This is a genomic window from Helicobacter pylori oki112, from assembly GCF_000600085.1.
GTDB classification, from domain to species: domain Bacteria; phylum Campylobacterota; class Campylobacteria; order Campylobacterales; family Helicobacteraceae; genus Helicobacter; species Helicobacter pylori_CY.
In genome coordinates this window covers 1,538,347-1,558,435 of the sequence record NZ_CP006821.1, presented here as the reverse complement: position 1 = coordinate 1,558,435, position 20,089 = coordinate 1,538,347, and the positions used below count along the sequence as shown (strand labels likewise).

15 protein-coding genes, 1 tRNA gene and 1 pseudogene are annotated in these 20,089 nt (G+C 36.2%); 10 read left to right on the top strand and 7 right to left on the bottom strand.

Annotated features, from left to right (window positions below):
* Nucleotides 1-33: 33 nt before the first annotated feature.
* Together HPOKI112_RS07495 and HPOKI112_RS07490 are read left to right on the top strand one after the other, a co-directional pair.
* A pseudogene (locus HPOKI112_RS07495) lies at nucleotides 34-639 on the top strand (restriction endonuclease subunit S); the annotation flags it as partial.
* Between the two features lie 133 nt (nucleotides 640-772).
* Nucleotides 773-916 carry a hypothetical protein gene (locus tag HPOKI112_RS07490; RefSeq protein WP_025276474.1) on the top strand — a complete coding sequence of 48 codons (144 nt, stop codon included), beginning with the start codon at nucleotides 773-775 and terminating at the stop codon, nucleotides 914-916.
* 59 nt (nucleotides 917-975) lie between these two features.
* On the opposite strand, the gene thyX is transcribed toward HPOKI112_RS07490, so the two are convergent.
* The 4 genes from thyX to HPOKI112_RS07470 are packed head-to-tail and all read right to left on the bottom strand — an operon-like array spanning nucleotide 976 to nucleotide 4,241.
* Entirely contained in the window at nucleotides 976-1,602 is a 627-nt protein-coding gene (thyX, locus tag HPOKI112_RS07485; protein ID WP_025276473.1) for an FAD-dependent thymidylate synthase, read from the bottom strand.
* A 20-nt stretch (nucleotides 1,603-1,622) separates the two neighbouring features.
* On the bottom strand, nucleotides 1,623-3,416 hold the full coding sequence (gene glmS / locus HPOKI112_RS07480; protein WP_015428412.1) for a glutamine--fructose-6-phosphate transaminase (isomerizing): 1,794 nt from the start codon (nucleotides 3,414-3,416) through the stop codon (nucleotides 1,623-1,625).
* Entirely contained in the window at nucleotides 3,417-3,656 is a 240-nt protein-coding gene (locus tag HPOKI112_RS07475; RefSeq protein ID WP_000461832.1) for a DUF2443 domain-containing protein, read from the bottom strand.
* 42 nt (nucleotides 3,657-3,698) lie between these two features.
* Complete coding sequence (locus HPOKI112_RS07470) at nucleotides 3,699-4,241, bottom strand: phosphorylase family protein (RefSeq protein WP_025310056.1); 543 nt, start codon at nucleotides 4,239-4,241, stop codon at nucleotides 3,699-3,701.
* 151 nt (nucleotides 4,242-4,392) lie between these two features.
* Between HPOKI112_RS07470 and dnaA the strand changes: the two genes are divergently transcribed.
* Both dnaA and HPOKI112_RS07460 read left to right on the top strand, forming a co-directional pair.
* A complete protein-coding gene (dnaA, locus tag HPOKI112_RS07465) occupies nucleotides 4,393-5,760 on the top strand; it encodes a chromosomal replication initiator protein DnaA (RefSeq protein WP_015428410.1) in 1,368 nt (455 codons plus the stop codon).
* A 220-nt stretch (nucleotides 5,761-5,980) separates the two neighbouring features.
* Nucleotides 5,981-7,414, top strand: coding sequence for a hypothetical protein (locus tag HPOKI112_RS07460; protein WP_025310055.1), 1,434 nt, complete (start codon nucleotides 5,981-5,983; stop codon nucleotides 7,412-7,414).
* 2 nt (nucleotides 7,415-7,416) lie between these two features.
* Here the strand turns inward: HPOKI112_RS07460 and HPOKI112_RS07455 are convergent.
* Nucleotides 7,417-7,492, bottom strand: a tRNA-Phe gene (locus HPOKI112_RS07455).
* 99 nt (nucleotides 7,493-7,591) lie between these two features.
* Between HPOKI112_RS07455 and HPOKI112_RS07450 the strand changes: the two genes are divergently transcribed.
* Nucleotides 7,592-8,344 (top strand): exodeoxyribonuclease III, encoded by a 753-nt coding sequence (locus HPOKI112_RS07450; protein WP_025310054.1) that lies wholly within the window; start codon nucleotides 7,592-7,594, stop codon nucleotides 8,342-8,344.
* On the opposite strand, the gene HPOKI112_RS07445 is transcribed toward HPOKI112_RS07450, so the two are convergent.
* Together HPOKI112_RS07445 and HPOKI112_RS07440 are read right to left on the bottom strand one after the other, a co-directional pair.
* The gene (locus HPOKI112_RS07445) at nucleotides 8,341-8,976 is read right to left on the bottom strand and encodes an outer membrane protein (RefSeq protein ID WP_025277202.1); all 636 of its coding nucleotides are present in this window, start codon (nucleotides 8,974-8,976) and stop codon (nucleotides 8,341-8,343) included. The two genes, HPOKI112_RS07450 and HPOKI112_RS07445, sit on opposite strands and share 4 nt — an antisense overlap.
* A gap of 3 nt (nucleotides 8,977-8,979) precedes the next feature.
* The gene (locus tag HPOKI112_RS07440) at nucleotides 8,980-9,336 is read right to left on the bottom strand and encodes a hypothetical protein (RefSeq protein ID WP_025276469.1); all 357 of its coding nucleotides are present in this window, start codon (nucleotides 9,334-9,336) and stop codon (nucleotides 8,980-8,982) included.
* Nucleotides 9,337-9,417: 81 nt separating this feature from the next.
* Between HPOKI112_RS07440 and recG the strand changes: the two genes are divergently transcribed.
* The 5 genes from recG (at nucleotide 9,418) to HPOKI112_RS07415 (ending at nucleotide 19,824) form a co-directional block, all read left to right on the top strand.
* Nucleotides 9,418-11,289, top strand: a complete 1,872-nt coding sequence (recG, locus tag HPOKI112_RS07435) for an ATP-dependent DNA helicase RecG (protein WP_025276468.1) — start codon at nucleotides 9,418-9,420, stop codon at nucleotides 11,287-11,289.
* Between the two features lie 56 nt (nucleotides 11,290-11,345).
* A complete protein-coding gene (locus HPOKI112_RS07430; RefSeq protein WP_025310053.1) occupies nucleotides 11,346-12,689 on the top strand; it encodes a site-specific DNA-methyltransferase in 1,344 nt (447 codons plus the stop codon).
* A 4-nt stretch (nucleotides 12,690-12,693) separates the two neighbouring features.
* A complete protein-coding gene (locus HPOKI112_RS08640) occupies nucleotides 12,694-13,275 on the top strand; it encodes a site-specific DNA-methyltransferase (RefSeq protein ID WP_025366623.1) in 582 nt (193 codons plus the stop codon).
* 2 nt (nucleotides 13,276-13,277) lie between these two features.
* Nucleotides 13,278-16,187 (top strand): type III restriction-modification system endonuclease, encoded by a 2,910-nt coding sequence (locus tag HPOKI112_RS07420; RefSeq protein ID WP_025310051.1) that lies wholly within the window; start codon nucleotides 13,278-13,280, stop codon nucleotides 16,185-16,187.
* Nucleotides 16,188-16,293: 106 nt separating this feature from the next.
* The gene (locus HPOKI112_RS07415; RefSeq protein WP_025310050.1) at nucleotides 16,294-19,824 is read left to right on the top strand and encodes a type IIG restriction enzyme/methyltransferase; all 3,531 of its coding nucleotides are present in this window, start codon (nucleotides 16,294-16,296) and stop codon (nucleotides 19,822-19,824) included.
* The last annotated feature ends 265 nt before the right edge of the window (nucleotides 19,825-20,089 follow it).

Here is a 20,089-nt window from a genome sequence, read left to right as displayed (position 1 = left end):
GAACGCATGGACGCATTAATGCTACCCTTAAATTGGCAAAGAGTGAGGCTTGGGGATATAGGAATAACTATAAGTGGGTTAGTAGGAAAAACAAAGCAAGATTTTATCAATGGCAATGCTAAATATATTACATTTTTAAATGTTTTAAATAATGTTATAATAGATACTTCTATACTAGAAAATGTAAAAATATACCCAAATGAAAAACAAAATTCCTTTAGAAAATATGATTTATTTTTTAATACTTCTTCAGAAACTCCAAAAGAAGTAGGCATGTGTGCCGTGCTTTTAGATGATATAGACCAAGTTTTTTTGAATAGTTTTTGTTTTGGTTTTAGAATATTTGATAAGGCAGTTGATGGCTTGTTTTTATCATACTTAATTAATAGCGAAATAGGCAGAAAAGCTTTTGAAAATTTAGTGCAAGGTTCAACACGATACAATTTATCAAAGAGTGGTTTTAATAATGTTTGCCTTTTTTTACCCCCTCTAAACGAACAAATCGCTATCGCTAACATTTTAAGCGATGTGGATAATGAGATCACAAGCCTTAAAAACAAAAAAAGCCAATTTGAAAACATCAAAAAAGCTTTAAACCACGATTTAATGAGCGCTAAAATCAGGGTTTTAAAAAAATAAAACGCCCCAAAAGTCAAGGACAAACCCGCTTTTCAAAAGGAAACCCCTAAGCTTTTTAGGCTTAGGGGAACTTTGGCTAATACGTTACTTTTCTATAGAAAAGATTACTTTAAACCCCTTAAAAGAGATTTTAATGTATAATACTAGCCAAGAGTTTTTATCATGTTTTCTTCGCATGATAAACCCTTTTAACCGTGATTTGCCCCATATCGCAACTATGGGGCGTGATGAGATTTTACAACAAACCCCCTTAAAACTTCATCTAGTCAAACGCTAAAAACAAGGCGTTTTTAAAACATTAAAGAATTAGCGTTATTGAAGCGGTATTTTTTAAATCTAGTGCTTCAGGCAATCTTCAAACAAATATTGATGCTCGCAAGGCAAAGCGTCAAATAAGGCTTTGGCTAAATCTTGCATTTCTTTTAGGGCTTTATTACTGCTCCTTAAAGTCAATAAATTTTGCAAGCTCCTAGCGTTAATGCTATAGGCTAAATGCGTTTTATAGCTTTCAGGCATGGCGTATTTGGCTAAATCGTTTTTAATGTTATGCTCGCTCAATAAAACCCTTAGATTTTCTAAAGCCAAAACGCTCATTGCATTCACTTTCTCATTATCCACAAAAACTAAAAACTCTCTGGCTCTTTCTAAATTCGTTTCATTAAGGGGTAAAAAGCTCTCCACTTCTTTCAATTCCCTTAAAGTGTAACGGCTTGATTTCACGCTCAGGCTCGCTATTCGATGCCGGCTCAATTCTTGCAACGCTCCCCTACTCAAACCCTTGATTTCAAAATTGTAATAAAGATGCTCTAAAGTGGAAGAATGCCTAAAAATATTCCCCACCCTGTGGATGAGTTCCTTATCTTTAGAGCCTCCATCATCGCTGTATTCAAAGCTCTGCCAACAAGTGCGGATCGCTTGGCTTGCAATGTCTAAAGGGGTGTAATGCTTACAAATCACTTCCATTATTTGACTCCTAATCGCTTTTATTCCACGGTAACGCTTTTAGCCAAGTTTCTTGGGTGATCCACATCATGATTTAAACGCATAGCGATTTCTAGGGCTAAAAGTTGCATCGCTAAATTCATGCGGAAAAATTCTTCCATGTAGCTTTCGCTCTCTTCTAACTGGATAAAATCATCAGCGATCTCTAAAATTTCAGAGCTTAACACGCAAATCGTAGAATCCCTAGCACTCAATTCTTCAATATTGCTTTTGGTTTTATCAAATAACAAGTGCTTAGACAATAGAGCAATGGTAAAAAGGTTGGAATCCACCAACGCAATAGGGCCATGCTTCATTTCCGCGCTCGCATACCCCTCAGCGTGCAAGTAGCTGATTTCTTTAAGCTTTAACGCTCCTTCTAAAGCGAGCGGGTAAAACACATCGCGCCCGATATAAAAAAAGCCATGCCCATGCAAGTAGCGTTTGGATAGGCGCTTGATTTTTTCATGCAATTTAGGCTCTACTTTCATCGCATTCACGCTATTGAGCATGTTTTTAGCCTGGATTCTTTCTTCTTCTTTAGAGATCGTCCCTAGCTGTTTGCCTAGATACACGCTCAAAAGCCATAAAAGCATCACTTGCGAAGAAAACGCCTTAGTGGATGCCACGCTCCTTTCTACCCCTGCCCTGATCAAAAGCGTGTGATCGCTAATGCGGCTCATCATGCTAAAGGGAGCGTTGCACAAGCTAATGGTTTTAAGCCCTTGGGCTTTGGCTAATTTTAAAGCCTCTAAAGTGTCAGCGGTTTCGCCGCTTTGAGAAATCGCTATAAAAAGCTCGTTAGGGTTGCTTTTAAAATGAGCGTAGCGGTATTCGCTCGCTAAAATAGCCCTCGCTCTTATTTTGGCTAACCTTTCAAACAAATACACGCTCGCCAAACTCGCATGGTAACTGCTCCCGCAAGAACACAGCGTGATTTCATTCACATTCTCTAAGAATTCAGGATCGATCTCGCAATACACATTCAAGGCTTCCAAGCGCCCCTCTAAACACTCTAACAAACTGCTGTGCTGCTCATAAATCTCTTTTTCTAAATAATTCCTAAAATCCCCTTTAGAATAATCTTTATCCTCAAAAGCGTAATCTTTCATGTTTTCAATATTTTTTAAATCTTTAAAATTTTCTAAAGAAATCTGCCCCACGCTGTTTTCTTCTAAAATGACAAATTGATCCACTTTAGGGGCTAACACGCTCAAACTTGATGCAAAAAACACCCCCTCTTTGCCCTTACCCACGACTAAAGGCGAAGAAGATTTAGCGTAAAATAAGCTCTCTTTAGCCCTTTTATGGAGCATTAAAATCGCATAACTCCCTTTTAAAAGGCTGATGCTTTTTTCAAAAGCTTTCAATAAATCGCTCTCGCTTTTAAGCGTTTCTTCTAATAAATGCGCAATCACTTCCGTGTCCGTTTGGCTTAAAAACGCATGCCCTTTATTTTCTAACTCTTTTTTCAAGCTTGCGTAATTTTCAATGATGCCATTATGCACTAAGGCTAAATTTTCTGTAAAATGCGGGTGGGCGTTCGCGCTGCTTGGCTTGCCATGCGTGGCCCATCTGGTGTGAGCGACACTCACGCCAAAATTCAAAAACTCTTTATTTTTAAGCTCTGATGCAAGGTTTTCTAATTTCCCTTGAGTTTTAAACACTTCCAAACGATTGCCGCTCAATACGGCTAAACCCGCGCTGTCATAGCCTCTGTATTCTAATTCCTTTAAGCCCTCTAAAAGAACGGATTTTTTCTCGCTATCCCCTATATAACCTACAATCCCGCACATTTAAAACACCAATAACCCTTTTTTGATCTTATTTAAAGCGTTAATAAGCTCCTTCAATCGCTCCACTTCTTCGCTTAATTGCGTAAAAAACGCTTCATTCACGCCCTTTGGCATGTCCATGCTCCCTCTTTTAATTTCAATGAAATCCCCCAAACTCAAATCCGCTAATTTTAAAAGCATTTCAATTTCATTTTGCGAATCTTCAATATCCGCTAAAATCTTGCGTATTTTTTCAAACATGTGATCGCCTTTAATTTAGAATGCCCCATGATAGCTAAACTATTAAATTATTAAACTATCAATGATGTTTTCTAAAATCTGTTTGACTTTGGCGTGGTTTTCTTTAAATTGCTGATGCGCGTTAAGTCCCACATGGTTACTCACGCAAAAAATCCCTTTAGCCTTCAAAGAAAACGCCCTAGCCACGCTTAAAACGCTAAAAAACTCCATGTTTTCTAATAAAACGCCCTTTTGAGCCATTTTTTTAGCGAACATTTCGCTGGTGTGGATATAGTTACTGCTATTGACGCACACCCTTTCAAAAAGAGTCTCCTCTTTGGTTTCTATTTGAATGGAATTATCCAAAGGCGTGTAGCTGTTTAAATGGCTAAAACTCTCTTCAACTTGATAGCCACAAACGCTTTCAAACACGCTTAAAAGCTCAATTTCTGGGCTATAACTCCCCGCGCTCCCTATAAAAATAAGGCTTTCTGCATCAGGGTTTTTTAGGCACATTCTTGTTAAATTAATCGCGCTCTCTATCAAACCCACACCAATAGGAATCGCTCCCTTTAAAGTTTCATTCCTTCCAGCGCAAAGCAACATGAAAATCCTTTTTTCGCATCTATTAGATTATTATGAGTAAGCATTATAGACAAACCCTTAAAAGAAACACCTTAATTTTAAGGCTTTATTCACATTTCATTCACATGTTATTCCTTTTTCATTCACCACTTATTCACGCTATAATAATGCCATGGATACCAACAACAATATTGAAAAAGAAATCTTGGCGCTAGTCAAACAAAAAGTTAGCCCCATAGAATATGAAAATTGCTTGAGCCAGCTCAAATACAACCCTAACGCGAGCAAGAGCGACATTGCCTTTTTTTATGCCCCTAACATGCTCTTATGCAATTGGATTACGGCTAAACACGGCGAGTTGCTTAAAGAAATTTTAAGCCAAAATAAAGTCGGCATGCATTTAGCCCATAGCGTGGATGTGCGTATTGAAGTAGTGCCTAAAATCCAAATTAACGCCCAAGCTAATATCAATTACAAAGCGGTAAAAACGAGCGTCAAAGACTCTTACACTTTTGAAAATTTCGTCGTAGGCTCATGCAATAACACCGTTTATGAAATCGCTAAAAAAGTCGCCCAAAGCGATACCCCCCCTTATAACCCGGTGCTTTTTTATGGCGGCACAGGGTTAGGCAAAACGCACATTTTAAACGCTATCGGTAACCATGCCCTAGAAAAGCATAAAAAAGTCGTGTTAGTCACTTCAGAAGATTTTTTAACAGACTTTTTAAAGCATTTAGACAACAAAACCATGGATTCTTTTAAAGAAAAATACCGCCATTGCGACTTTTTCTTGTTAGATGACGCTCAATTTTTGCAAGGAAAACCCAAACTAGAAGAAGAATTTTTCCACACTTTCAACGAATTGCACGCCAACAGCAAACAAATCGTATTGATTTCAGACCGATCGCCTAAAAACATCGCTGGCTTAGAAGATCGCTTAAAATCGCGCTTTGAATGGGGGATAACCGCTAAAGTCATGCCTCCTGATTTAGAAACCAAACTTTCCATTGTCAAACAAAAATGCCAACTCAATCAAATCATTTTGCCTGAAGAAGTGATGGAATACATCGCCCAACACATCAGCGACAATATCCGCCAAATGGAAGGCGCGATCATTAAAATCAGCGTGAACGCGAACTTAATGAACGCTTCCATTGATTTGAACCTCGCTAAAACCGTTTTAGAAGATTTGCAAAAAGATCATGCTGAAGGCTCAAGCTTGGAAAATATCTTGCTCGCTGTCGCGCAAAGCTTAAATCTCAAATCCAGTGAAATCAAAGTCTCTTCGCGCCAAAAAAATGTCGCTCTAGCAAGGAAATTAGTCGTGTATTTCGCCAGGCTTTATACCCCAAACCCCACGCTCTCGCTCGCTCAATTTTTGGATTTAAAGGATCATTCAAGCATTTCTAAAATGTATTCTAGCGTTAAAAAAATGCTTGAAGAAGAAAAAAACCTCTTTGTCTTAAGCCTTAGAGAAGAAATCAAAAACCGCCTAAACGAATTGAACGACAAAAAAACCGCTTTCAATTCAAGTGAATGAAAAAAGGCTCATCAAAAAGCGTTTCATTCACTTTTTTACACATCCCACAACCCCCCTAAAAACGCGCACCTCTAAAGCTTTTTATTGTTTCATTCCATTCATTCACGCCCCTACTACTGTTACTAATTATTATTAATCAAAGTATTACCTATCTATAACTTATTGATAACTTTTATTAAACCTTTTTTTAAGCTATAATTCAAAATAAAAAGGAATAAGCATGAAAAAAACCCTTTGTCTGTCTTTCTTTCTGACTTTCTCTAACCCTCTTCAAGCCCTTGTGATCGAGCTTTTAGAAGAAATCAAAACTTCGTCGCATAAAGGCACTTTTAAGGCTAAAGTCCTTGATTCTAAAGAACCAAGACAAGTTTTAGGCGTTTATAATATCTCCCCACACAAAAAACTCACGCTCACTATCACCCACATATCCACTGCAATTGTTTATCAACCCCTTGATGAAAAACTTTCTTTAGAAACGACCTTAAACCCTAACCGCCCTACTATTCCCAGAAACACCCAAATTGTTTTTTCTTCAAAAGAATTGAAAGAGTCGCACTCGCACCAAATGCCTTCTTTAAACGCACCCATGCAAAAACCACAAAACAAGCCCCATTCATCGCAACAACCTTCTCAAAACTTTTCTTACCCAGAGTCCAAACTAGGCTCTAAAAACTCTAAAAACAGCCTTTTGCAGCCTTTAGCAATTCCTAGCAAAATAAGTCCCACTAACGAAACTCAAACGCCAACAAACGACACTAAACCCCCTTTAAAGCATTCTTCAGAAGATCAAGAAAACAACCTCTTTATAGCACCACCCACTGAAAAAACGCTCCCTAACAACAACGCTGATATTAATGAACACCATGAAAGCAATGAAAATAAGGATAATGTGGAAAAACAAGCCACTAGAGATCCTAATATTAAAGAATTTGCGTGCGGGAAGTGGGTCTATGACGATGAAAACTTGCAAGCCTATCGCCCAAGCATTTTAAAACGCGTTGATGAAGACAAACAGACTGCGACAGATATTACCCCTTGCGATTACAGCACCGCTGAAAATAAAAGCGGTAAAATCATTACCCCCTATACTAAAATCTCCGTTCATAAAACAGAGCCTTTAGAAGAGCCACAAACTTTTGAAGCTAAAAACAATTTCGCCATTCTTCAAGCCAGAAGCTCTACAGAAAAATGCAAAAGGGCTAGAGCAAGAAAAGACGGCACAACTAGGCAATGCTATCTGATAGAAGAGCCTTTAAAACAAGCATGGGAGAGTGAGTATGAAATCACCACGCAATTAGTGAAAGCCATTTATGAGCGCCCTAAACAAGACGACCAAGTAGAGCCAACTTTTTATGAAACCAGCGAATTGGCTTATTCTTCCACACGAAAAAGCGAAATAACGCAAAATGAATTGAATTTGAATGAAAAATTCATGGAATTTGTGGAAGTGTATGAGGGGCATTATTTAAACGATATAGTCAAAGAGAGCAGTGAATATAAAGAATGGGTTAAAAACCATGTGCGCTTTAAAGAAGGGGTGTGCATGGTTTTAGAAATAGAAGAACAACCACAAGCTAAAAGCACGCCTTTGAGCATTGAAAACTCTCGTGTGGTGTGTGTCAAAAAGGGAAATTATTTATTCAACGAAGTTTGAAATGGTGGCTTGAGGCGGAATCGAACCACCGACACGAAGATTTTCAGTCTTCTGCTCTACCGACTGAGCTATCAAGCCAAGCAAAAGACAATTATTACATAAAAAAGGTAAAATAAAGCTTAATTTTTAAAAAATGACTAAAAAATATAATTTACTCAAAAAAGAACAAGGATTACAATGAAATTGATTTCATGGAATGTGAACGGGTTAAGAGCTTGCATGACTAAGGGCTTTATGGATTTTTTCAACAGCGTTGATGCGGATGTTTTTTGCATTCAAGAATCTAAAATGCAACAAGAACAAAACACCTTTGAGTTTAAAGGGTATTTTGATTTTTGGAATTGCGCGATTAAAAAAGGCTATTCTGGGGTGGTAACTTTCACTAAAAAAGAGCCTTTAAGCGTGAGCTATGGTATCAATATAGAAGAGCATGACAAAGAGGGGCGCGTAATAACTTGCGAATTTGAGTCCTTTTATTTAGTGAATGTTTATGTCCCTAATTCCCAACAAGCCCTATCCAGGCTTAGTTATCGCATGAGTTGGGAAGTGGAATTTAGAAAATTTTTAAAAGCTTTAGAGTTAAAAAAACCTGTCATTGTGTGCGGGGATTTGAATGTGGCCCACAATGAAATTGATTTAGAAAACTCTAAAACAAACCGAAAAAATGCGGGCTTTAGCGATGAAGAGAGAGAGAAATTTAACGAGCTTTTGAACGCCGGTTTTATTGACACTTTCCGTTATTTTTACCCTAACAAAGAAAAGGCTTACACCTGGTGGAGTTACATGCAACAAGCAAGGGATAAAGACATTGGTTGGCGCATTGATTATTTTTTATGCTCTAACCCTTTAAAAACGCGCTTAAAAGACGCTTTAATCTATAAAGATATTTTAGGGAGCGATCATTGCCCGGTGGGGTTGGAATTAGTTTAAAGATAGAAAGTGTGCGAAATAAAGACAGAAAAAAGCCTCACAAAGGATGAGTCGTATTCAAAAGAAAAAGGCCATTTGATCCCCACTTCAATACTAGCGTCATGGTTGAATAGCACGGTTTGGAATTTAAACCCCACCAAACCCAACATCCTGAAATTGGAAGTTTTGAGCGAAAACCCTTGAATGCTACGCCAATCATCAATAATGAAATTCGCGCTGTGTTTGGAAATCGTCCATGTGTTTTCAGCAACTTGCATGCCATAAAAAAGAGAAAATACATACAAGGGGTTTTTATTGTATTCCACGATCAAATCCCCCCCAAAGCCATAAGTGAACATGTTCGCTTGAGCGCCCGTTCTTTTATTGAGGATGACATTCCCGTAATCCATAAAAAAGTAATAGCGGGAATAAAACCAATAATTAGTGGGGTTAATCTCCCAGCCTAAAGAAAAGCTCGCCCCCTCAATCGTGCGTTTAAGATCGTTGTATTTTTTCATGATCATTTTCCCTACCTGATACTGAGAAGCCACATAAAAACGGCTTTTGGCTTGCGTAAGGGTAGGGTTTAAAAAATAAACGCTTAAAAATAAGGGGATTACTTTTTTAAATAAATCCTTTGAAAAAAATTTCACACTTTAATACTTCCTGTTGAGTGGGGAGTTAAGATTGTCTTGGTGGTTAGTGGCTCGTTGCAAAACATTGTTCGTTCTTTTTTGCGAAGGATCAGCGTTTTCTTCATTATTGATTTCATCAATTTTATTTTCGTTATTGATCAAATCATTCACTTCTTTGGTGGTTTTTTCATCATCTTCTTCATGTTCAATTTTTTCCACATCGTTATTAGCCTGATTATTTTGATTGTTTTGCATCTTTTTAGTAGTTTGATTGTGGTTTTGATGCGATTGGGACGATTTTTTAGGCTCGTCTTTGCACGCACTAAACAGGCTTAAAACAAAAGAGATAGCGATAAAATGAGTGATTTTAGATTTCATCAATTAAATTTCCTTAAGTCAATGTATAATTTGACTATCTTATCATAAAAATGATTAAGGATTGGCTAGGGTAAGAACAAATTGCAAGAAACAGATAATTTATTAAAAACATTGAATGTGAAATCGCTTTTAGAAGCCTTGCTTGTTTATACGCCCAAAGGCTATAAAGATTTGAATTTATTAGAGCGTTTTGAAACGGGCTTGAGTGGCGTTTTAGAAGTGGGTATTTTAGAGAAAAGAAACTACGCCAAAGTTTTAAAGATTTTTGCCTATTCCAAACGATTTTACAAAAATTTAGAGCTTGTTTTTTTCAATTACAGCGCGTTCCATCACAGCCAATTTAAAACCGGCGAGAGTTTGTTCATTTATGGTAAATTAGAGCAAAGCTCTTTTAATCAAGCTTATATCATTAACACGCCTAAAATCCTTACCGAATTTGGCAAAATTTCTTTAATTTTTAAAAAAGTTAAAAATCATAAAAAAATACAAGAAAATTTACAAAAACTCATTTCACTAGAAAATTTAAAAAAGGAAGGCGTTAAAGAGAATATTGCGCATTTATTGTTAGAAATTTTTTTCCCCACGCCGCATTTTGTCAAGGATTTTGAAACGAATAAAAATTTTCCTTCACAACATTTAAATGCATTAAAATACATTGAAATGTTTTTTTATATGAAAAATTTAGAGCGCAAAAAATTGCAATTCAACGCTAAAATTGCATGCCCCAATAATAGCGAACGCCTAAAAGCGTTTATCGCTTCTTTACCCTTTAAACTCACCAACGACCAACAAAACGCCATTAAAGAAATCCAAAGCGATCTCACCAGCCCTATAGCGTGCAAGCGTTTGATTGTAGGCGATGTGGGGTGTGGGAAAACGATGGTGATTTTAGCGAGCATGGTATTAGCTTACCCTAATAAAACCCTTTTAATGGCGCCCACTTCCATTCTCGCTAAACAGCTTTATAACGAAGCCTTAAAATTTTTACCCCCTTATTTTGAAGTGGAATTACTGCTTGGTGGGAGCCGCAAGAAGCGATCCAATCATTTGTTTGAAACAATCACGCATGTGGTTATAGGCACGCAAGCGTTGTTGTTTGATAAGCGCGATTTGAATGAATTCGCACTAGTAATCACTGATGAGCAGCACCGATTTGGCACAAAACAGCGCTACCAATTAGAAAAAATGGCAAGCAGTAAGGGCAATAAACCCCATTCCTTGCAATTTTCCGCTACCCCCATTCCTCGCACGCTTGCCCTAGCCAAAAGCGCATTTGTGAAAACGACCATGATTAGAGAAATCCCTTATCCTAAAGAGATTGAAACTCTAGTTTTACATAAAAGAGATTTTAAAATAGTGATGGAAAAAATCAGCGAAGAAATCGCTAAAAACCATCAGGTCATTGTCGTTTATCCGCTGGTGAATGAAAGCGAAAAAATCCCGTATTTATCGCTCAGTGAGGGGGCGAGTTTTTGGCAAAAACGCTTTAAAAAGGTTTATACCACTTCAGGGCAAGATAAAAATAAAGAAGAAGTGATTGAAGAATTTAGAGAGTTTGGGAGCATTCTTTTAGCGACTACGCTCATTGAGGTGGGCATTTCTTTACCACGATTGAGCGTGATAGTGATTTTAGCGCCCGAAAGGTTAGGCTTAGCGACTTTACACCAGTTAAGGGGGCGCGTGTCTCGTAACGGATTGAAAGGCTATTGTTTTTTATGCACGATCCAAGAAGAAAACGAACGATTAGAAAAATTTGCTGATGAATTGGACGGCTTCAAAATCGCTGAATTGGATTTAGAATACAGAAAAAGCGGGGACTTGCTCCAGGGCGGGGAGCAGAGTGGGAATAGTTTTGAATACATTGACTTAGCCAAAGATGAAAACATTATCGCTGAAGTGAAACGGGATTTTTTAAAGACCGCTAGCGTTTCACGGGGAACATTTGAAAATTGAAAATTGAAAATTAAGGCAGAATTGGGTAATTTAAATCATTTAAAAAAAGGATAGAGATGCAAAATAAAGAAATTGGTGGAGAAAAAAGCGTTAATGAAAGAAATTTAGAGGTTTTTAATCGTTATTTTCCCGGTTGCTTGAGTATAGAAAATGATGATAAACTCACGCTAGATGTGAAAAGATTAAAAGCGTTACTAGGGGATTTTAGCGAAATAAAAGAAGAGGGCTATGGGTTGGATTTTGTGGGTAAGAAAATCGCCTTAAATCAAGCTTTTAAGAAAAATCATAAGATTTTAAAACCCTTAAATAAATCCACCAGCAAGCACATTCTCATCAAGGGCGATAATTTAGACGCTCTCAAAATCTTAAGACAAAGCTATAGTGAAAAAATCAAAATGATTTACATTGATCCGCCTTACAACACGAAAAACGATAATTTTATCTATGGCGATGATTTCTCGCAATCCAATGAAGAGGTTTTAAAAACATTGGATTATTCTAAAGAAAAATTGGATTATATCAAGAATCTTTTTGGGTCAAAATGCCATAGCGGGTGGCTTAGTTTCATGTATCCTAGATTGTTACTCGCTAAAGATTTGCTCAAACAAGACGGCGTGATTTTTATTTCTATTGACGATAACGAATGCGCCCAACTCAAACTTTTATGCGATGAAATTTTTGGGGAGGGGAATTTTGTGGCGTGTTTAAAATGGAAAAAGAAAAAACAACCAAGTTTTTTATCAAAAGTAGCCGTAATATTAGAATATATTTTAGTATATGCAAAAGATTTTAGTCTAATTGATAAGTTAGGTTTAGATAATGTATCTGATAGCGGTAAACCTATCATTAATACCTCTAATAATTTATCAAAAAGATATTTTAAAAAAGGTATTAGGGTTAAATCTGATTTAAATTTTATAAAGAGTGGAAAGTATCAAAATAAGACAATGACGATTGAATTTATGAATGATATTTTTATTGAAAATGGCAGAACTAAAAATGATTTTGAATGTATAGGTAAATTTAGAACAGGACAAGAAAATATTAATGAATTTATTGAAAAAGATTTAATTTTTATAACAAAAAATTTAGGGATTAGAAGAGATTTATTAGAAGAAGAGCAATCAAATAAAAAAACAATTACAGATTTATTAACAGAATGGGGACAAAATCAAGATGCTACTAATGAATTAAATATTTTATTTAATAATTCTAGCGATGAAAGTATTTTTTCAAATCCTAAACCTACAAAACTCATTAACCGACTGATTGAATTATCCACAAACGAGGGCGACATCATCTTAGATTTTTTTGCCGGGAGCGGGACAACCGCGCATGCCGTGTTAGAGAGTAATAAGAGCGATTATCAAAAATTAAGTGAGGGGGGGGGGGTTATTTAATGGCTTGAACGCTGAATTTAAAGAAAGGCGCTTCATTCTCGTCCAGTTAGATGAAAAAATTGACCCCAAGAAAAACAAAAGTGCACATGATTTTTGTTTAAACACCCTAAAATCACCCTCCCCAAGCATTTTTGACATTACCGAAGAAAGGATTAAAAGAGCGGGGGCTAAAATCAAAGAAGCTTGCCCGTATTTAGATGTGGGGTTTAGAGCGTTTGAAATCATTGATGATGAAACGAACGATAAAAATCTCAGTCAAGCCAATCAAAAGGATTTATTCGCTTATTCTAACCCTGACAAAATGGAAACCCAAACGATTTTAATCAAGCTTTTATGTTGCGAGGGTTTGGAGCTCACTACCCCTATAATTTGCTTGATTGAAAACGCCTTGTATCTGGCTTTAAATACGGCTTTCATTGTGGGGGATATAGAAATGAGCGAAGTTTTAGAAAACTTGAAAGATAAAGGGGTGGAAAAAATCAGCATGTATATGCCAGCTATCAGTAACGATAGGCTGTGTTTGGAATTGGGCAGTAATTTGTTGGATTTGAAATTAGAGAGCGGCGATTTAAAGATTAGGGGGTAGAGGTGAAAATCAAATTCAAACGATTGGATTATCAGGAGCAATGTCGGGACCAAATTTTAGGGGTGTTTAAGGGGATCTATTTGAGAGAGCCAGAAAATGACGCTCAAAGGATTTCTAACCATGTTTTTGAAATAGTGGAGATCAAAGATCTTTTATTAGAAAATATCCAAAATTTGCGATCGAAACAAAAAATAACCCATGGAAGCGTGGGGATTGAAAAGTCGTTAAACTGCGATATTTTAATGGAAACAGGCACCGGGAAGACCTTTTGCTTTTTGGAATGCGTTTATTCTTTGCACAAAAACTACCATTTGTCAAAATTTATCGTTTTAGTGCCAAGCAACGCCATTAAATTAGGGGTTTTAAAGAGTATTGAAATCACCAGAGAATTTTTTAAAAGCGAGTATTCTACGCACTTGGAAAGCGATGAAGATATAAGGAGCTTTATTCTAGCGAGCAATCACAAATGCTGCGTGTTGGTGATGACTTTTTCTGCCTTTAATAAAGAGAAAAATACTATCAATAAATCATGCCTAGAAAACACAAATCTTTTCAACGGTGCAAAAAGTTACATGCAAGCTTTAGCCAATATCCGCCCTATCGTAATCATGGACGAACCGCACCGATTTTTAGGCGATAAAACAAAAAAATATTTGGAACAATTAAACGCTTTAGTCACGCTCAGGTTTGGAGCGACTTTTAAAGACGATTATAATAATCTGATTTATGCGCTAGACAGCAAAAAAGCGTTTGATTGCGCCTTAGTGAAAAGCATTAGCGTGGCGTCTGTGGGGGAGAGTAACGAGTATTTTTTAGAGCTTAAAGGGATTGAAAAAAGAAATGGATATGAAGCTATGATTAACTACACGAATTTAGAAAATAAAACTCAAAGCGTCAAAGTCAAAGAGCATGATAATTTAGGGGTGGTAACTCAAATCAGTGCTTTAGAAGATTACATTGTAGAAAAAATCACTAAAACTGAGATTCGTTTTCTCAATGGCTTTAATTTGTTGCTGGATCAAAAAGAGCCTTTTTCTCATCTTTTAGAGGGCGAACAAGAAGTGATGCTGAAAGAAGCGATAAAAAGCCATTTTGAAAGAGAAGAAGGGCTTTTTAAAAAGGGGATTAAAGCCTTGTGCATGGTGTTTATTAGCGGGGTGAATAGCTATTTAAGCGAGAATGAACAGCCGGCTAAATTAGCCCTTTTATTTGAAAAACTCTACCAACAAAAGCTTGAAGAAGTCTTAAAAAAGCCTTTAGATGAAAATTACAGAGCGTATTTAGAACGCACCAAAGACGCTATTTACAAAGTGCATGGAGGGTATTTCGCTAAAAGCAAGAAAGAGAGCGATGAAGCCCAAGTGATCGCGCTCATTTTAAAAGAAAAAGAAAAATTGCTGAGTTTTGATTCCGATCTCAGGTTTATTTTTTCGCAATGGGCGTTGCAAGAGGGGTGGGATAACCCTAATGTGATGACGATTTGCAAATTAGCCCCCAGCCATTCTAATATCACTAAATTGCAACAAATCGGTAGGGGGTTAAGGCTAGCTGTGAATGATAAGGGCGAACGCATCACTAAAGAGCATGCTGATTTTGATTTTGTCAATGAATTGGTGGTGATCGTGCCGCAAGTTGAGGGGGATTTTGTGGGAGCGATCCAGCAAGAGATAAGCGAACATAGCTTGATTAAACAAGTATTTAGCGCAGAAGAGTTAGAAAAAAGCGGCATTGTTAAAAAAGGGTATTACGGGGTTTTGTTTGAAACATTAGAGGGTTTGGGTTTTGGAGAAAAAACAGGTGATGAAAACTTTAAACTCACTCTCAACCAAAACGAATTTTTAGAAAAAGAGCCAGAACTTGAAAAATTAAAAGATGAAAAATACTTGGATTTTGAAAAATTAAAAGATTTTTTAAAAGATCGCTTAGTTGGCAATCCTAGAGTGAGGGACAAAAACGAGCGAAAAACTGAAAAAATCAAAATCAATAAAGAAAATTTTAAAAAATTTGAAACCTTATGGGAGAGCTTGAATCATCAAGCCCGGATCGCTTATGCCATTGATAGCGAGAGCTTGATTGATGAGATTGTCAAAAATATTAATTCTTCTTTTAATGTCAGTTCAAAAATCGTTTCGGTTACAATGCATAAAAAAGTAGAAACGATGGGAAATAACGCCAAAACAGAGATTTTTGAGCGAGAAAGCGCATGCGTGTGGAGCTTGCATGAATTTATCAGCACCTTGTCCAATAAGGTGAAATTGAGTTTTAAAAGCGTGGCTAAAGTGTTAGAAAAAATTGATGAAAACAAGTTTAATGAAATTAAAAAAAACGAACAAGAGGGCTTAAAGTGCTTAGAAGAGCTGTTTTTGGAAATCATTTATCAAAATATTAAAGATAAAATCTCCTATCAAATGCGCGAAACGACGATTAAAAACAAAAAAAACGATGCGTTTTATGATGAAAAAGGAGAAATTAGAGAATTTTTAGACGGTAGTTTGGTGGGGGATAAATATGAGATTAAAAATTCAAGCGCGCAAGAAAAATGCCTGTATGAAAATTTCATGCAAGTGGAGAGCGAGATTGAAAAAGACACGATTGAAGAATCTAACGACACTAAAATCATTGTTTTTGGCAAGCTCCCTAGGGTTAAAATCCCAGTAGGGTTAAATCAAACTTACAGTCCTGATTTTGGGTATGTGGTTGAAAACAACGATAAAAAAGTGTTGTTAGTGGTAGAAACTAAGGGGGTTGAACATGAAAACGAATTGCGCGAAGAAGAAAAGCGCAAAATTTCAACCGCTAAAAAATTTTTTGAAGCTTTAAAAAAGCAAGGCGTGAATATTGAATACAAAACCAAAATTAAAAAAGATCAATTAAGCGCGTTGATTAATGAAGTTTTAAATCGTAAAGATTAGAGTTGCTTTAATGTTTCACATGGAACAATTTTAAAAAAAAGCGTTTTATTTAAAATTCATACCACTTTTGTTATAATCGTTTTTATCCCATTTCAAAGGCGTTTTCATGATTTGTTTCACTCATATCTCGCTCAAGGATTTTATTAAAAAACACAATCCCCAAGAACCCAAAAAGGAAACTATAGAAAATTTTGAAAAAGAAATAAACAGCTTATTAAAAAACGCACCAAAACAAGATGATGAAGAATTTCAAAAAAATGAAATCAATAAGTTTTTAAAAAATGCCTATGGTTATGACTGCAACACCAATAAAAAAGTGGATAGTGCGATCTATGTGGATGGGGAAGTTCGGGTGCTTATTGAAGCCAAAGCCCTAAACAATAGGAACGAATTCCCCAAAGACAGAGAAAACCCGCTCAGTAAAGCCTTTTGTCAAATGGTTTTTTATTTTTTAAATGCGATAGAAGACAATAACTCCCTAAAACACGCCATTATTTGCAACGCGCATGAATTTTTCCTCTTTGATTGTAGGGATTTTTGCACCCTTTTCCAAAACGATAAACGCATCAAAAAATTCTATGATAATTGCGCTAAAAAAGAAGGCACAGACCCTAGCACCAAAAGATTCTACAGCGATTTAGAGGAATATTTAAAAAAGGATTTTGAAGACGAACTCCGCTACACTCACTTTAATTTGAGCAGTTACGATCCTAAAGAACTCCCTTTGATTTATCAAGTTTTAAGCCACGAAGTCCTTTTAAAACAAAGGAAAACCCTTGACGCTAACACGCTTAACAAAGATTTTTATGAAGAATTGCTTTACATTTTAGGGTTAGAAGAGCAAAATGATAAAGGGAAAATCTTAATCAAGCCCAGTCACACCGAAAACTCCCTAAGCGATGCTTTAAAAAAGAAATACGAAAATTTAGACGATGAAGAAGTCATGGCGTTACTCATCGCTTGGAATAACCGCATCTTGTTTTTACGGCTTTTAGAAAGCCTTTTAATTTCTTTCAAGCATTTTGAAAATCCTTTCTTAACCATAGAAAACTTTAAGGATTTCAACGCCCTAAACACCCTCTTTTTTGAAGTCCTAGCCAAGAAAAACAGCGAGCGTTTACCAGAAATTAAAAAAGACAAGATTTTAGAAAAAATCCCTTATTTGAATTCCAGTTTGTTTGATAAAACGCCTTTGGAATTAAAGGGGTATGAAATCAAGCTTTTAGACAATAAAAAGCTAGAAATCTATAAAAATTCCGTTCTCAAAAAACATGAAGATTACCAAAAAGAAAAAGATTTGCCCTTGCTAAAATACCTTTTTGAATTTTTGTGCGTTTATGATTTCACCACCACCCCTAAAGACATTAAAGATAATCAAAATAAGAGCGAAAGCCGTTTGATTAACCCTAGCGTTTTAGGGCTTGTTTTTGAAAAACTCAACGGCTATAAAGAGGGGAGCTTTTATACCCCAAGCTTCATCACAAGCTACATGTGTAAAGAGAGTATCACGCCCATCGTGCGGGATAAATTCAACGCCATTTATCAGTGGGACTGCAAAGATTTAGAAGCGTTGCGAGAAAAAATAGACAGAAATTTTTCAAATCAAAAAGCTAAAGAATACCTAAACACGCTTTTAACCTTACGCGTTTGCGATCCGGCGGTGGGGAGCGGGCATTTCTTGGTTTCAGCGCTCAATGAAATGGTGTGGATCGCTTATGAGTTAGGGCTTATTGCTTCCTTGTATCGCCACGAGCTTAGATTAGAAAACGATGAAATCATCATTCACACGCTAGAGGATAAAGTCTTTAATTACACCATACCGCATAGCGAAAACGACCCCCACCACCAAATCCAAAAAGAACTTTTTGAGCTTAAAAAATCCATCATTGAAAACTGCCTTTTTGGCGTGGATATTAACCCCAATTCTTGCGAAATCACCAAGCTCAGGCTATGGATAGAGCTTTTAAAATACAGCTATTATATTTTTGAAAAGGGCAAGAACACTAACGCGCTTGAAACCCTCCCCAATATTGATATTAACATTAAGTGTGCTAACGGCTTGATCTCACGCTTTAATTTGAATGACGATCTCAAAAAGATCCCCAATATCAAGCAAAAAATCCAAGAATACAAAGATCTAGTCGCCCAATACAAAGACCCAAACCCTCTCTATCCCTTAAATAAAGCAGATCTTATCAACAAAATCCAAGACTTAAAAAACACTTTTTCCCTCACGCTCAAAGACCCTAAAACCAAAGCAGAGCTTGAAAAGGCTATTGAAAAACACATTAAAGATTACAATTATTTTGCCCTAGACGATAAGAGCTTGCTAGCTGGGTTAAATTACTTTACCCCAAGCCTTTTTGGCACACCCAAACTAAGCCCCAAAGAAGAGGAAGAGGCTTTTGCTTCTTATGGGCGTATTAGAGCTTTGAGAAAAAAGCTTGATGATGCTTTAAGTGGTGGAGAGTATCACAATGCGTTTGAATGGCGTTTTGAATTCCCTGAAGTGTTGAACGATGAGGGGGATTTTTCAGGCTTTGATTGCATCATAGGCAATCCGCCTTATATAAATACTCGTGAATTGAGTAAAAATAATTCTATTACTAAAGAGAAATATAGACAGATATATCGTGAAGTTAGTGGTTCATATGATATTTTTATATTGTTTATCTTAATGGGACTTCGGTTACAAAAAGTGTCTAATTTTGCTTGGATTATCCCAAACAAATTCACTTCAACAGAATATGGGAGACCAATTTTTGAGAAATTAAAGTCAGAAAACAAGATCAAAAGTATTGTAGATGTATCGTATATAAAGACATTTGAAAGTGCATCAGTTTACCCAATTTTATTGATTGGAAAAAACAATTCTGTATATTCTGAATATTATATAGAAAGTCAAGATGATTTAAGTGATAACAACCTAAAAGAAAGAACACTAAGTATTGCTAATCTCCGTTTTATCACAATGGCACAATATGGTTTAAAATTTCAATCAGGAACAACAGGATTTGAAGCTCAAAAAATTTTTAGTTATATTAAAAGTGGTTATCAGCAAGATTCAATTCCGTTTGCTGTAAGTGGATCTATAGATAAATATGTTTGTGATATATCAAGAGTTCCATATATGAGAAAACGATTCAAATATCCACATATTTCAGTAAAGGTTCCAGTTGCTAAAACAAAAATTGATTTTTGGATTAATGAAAAAATAGTTATTGCAGGTATGACTAAAATTATAGAAGCATACTATACAAAAACTCCTCTAGCTCTAGGTGTTGGAATATATGCCATATATGATTTTTGTGGTATCAATCCATTACTTATTTTGGGGGTTTTGAATAGTAGTTTTATGAGTTGGTATGCAAGAGAAAACTTTAAAGACAAACATATGTCAGGAGGCTATCTTGGATTAAATAAAGGTAACTTAGAAAAACTGCCAATGTTTGAACTTACCAAATCAAACAAGCCTACAGCCGATAAAATCATCGCTTTAGTGGATAAAATCCTACAAGCAAAAGAAAAAGACCCTAAAGCCAACACCCAAAGATTAGAAAAAGAAATTGACGCTTTAGTCTATCAGCTCTACAATCTCACCGATGAAGAAATTAAAATCATTGAAGACGGGCAGTGAATAAAAAGCGCTTGTTCTTTGTCTAAGAAACACCCCCCTTTAAAAAAGGGGGACTCTTGAAAAACTATCGTTTGATTTTTAATTCCAAACAAAACCCTAAAAAACTAATTTTAAGGTATAATGTTTCCCAAGAGTATTTACTATGATTTTTTCTCATAGAAGTCTCCTAGACAAACTTTACCCCCTAATCTCTAGCAAAATAAAAACTAGGGGGTGAGCGTTATTTTATCCTAACCCTTAAAACAAGCAAAAACAATCAAGTGCA

Coding starts and splice junctions, on each gene's coding strand:
- HPOKI112_RS07490 (WP_025276474.1), top strand. CDS start 773: ATGTATAATACTAGCCAAGAGTTTTTATCATGTTTTCTTCGCATGATA.
- thyX (WP_025276473.1), bottom strand. CDS start 1,602: ATGGAAGTGATTTGTAAGCATTACACCCCTTTAGACATTGCAAGCCAA.
- glmS (WP_015428412.1), bottom strand. CDS start 3,416: ATGTGCGGGATTGTAGGTTATATAGGGGATAGCGAGAAAAAATCCGTT.
- HPOKI112_RS07475 (WP_000461832.1), bottom strand. CDS start 3,656: ATGTTTGAAAAAATACGCAAGATTTTAGCGGATATTGAAGATTCGCAA.
- HPOKI112_RS07470 (WP_025310056.1), bottom strand. CDS start 4,241: ATGTTGCTTTGCGCTGGAAGGAATGAAACTTTAAAGGGAGCGATTCCT.
- dnaA (WP_015428410.1), top strand. CDS start 4,393: ATGGATACCAACAACAATATTGAAAAAGAAATCTTGGCGCTAGTCAAA.
- HPOKI112_RS07460 (WP_025310055.1), top strand. CDS start 5,981: ATGAAAAAAACCCTTTGTCTGTCTTTCTTTCTGACTTTCTCTAACCCT.
- HPOKI112_RS07450 (WP_025310054.1), top strand. CDS start 7,592: ATGAAATTGATTTCATGGAATGTGAACGGGTTAAGAGCTTGCATGACT.
- HPOKI112_RS07440 (WP_025276469.1), bottom strand. CDS start 9,336: ATGAAATCTAAAATCACTCATTTTATCGCTATCTCTTTTGTTTTAAGC.
- HPOKI112_RS07430 (WP_025310053.1), top strand. CDS start 11,346: ATGCAAAATAAAGAAATTGGTGGAGAAAAAAGCGTTAATGAAAGAAAT.
- HPOKI112_RS07415 (WP_025310050.1), top strand. CDS start 16,294: ATGATTTGTTTCACTCATATCTCGCTCAAGGATTTTATTAAAAAACAC.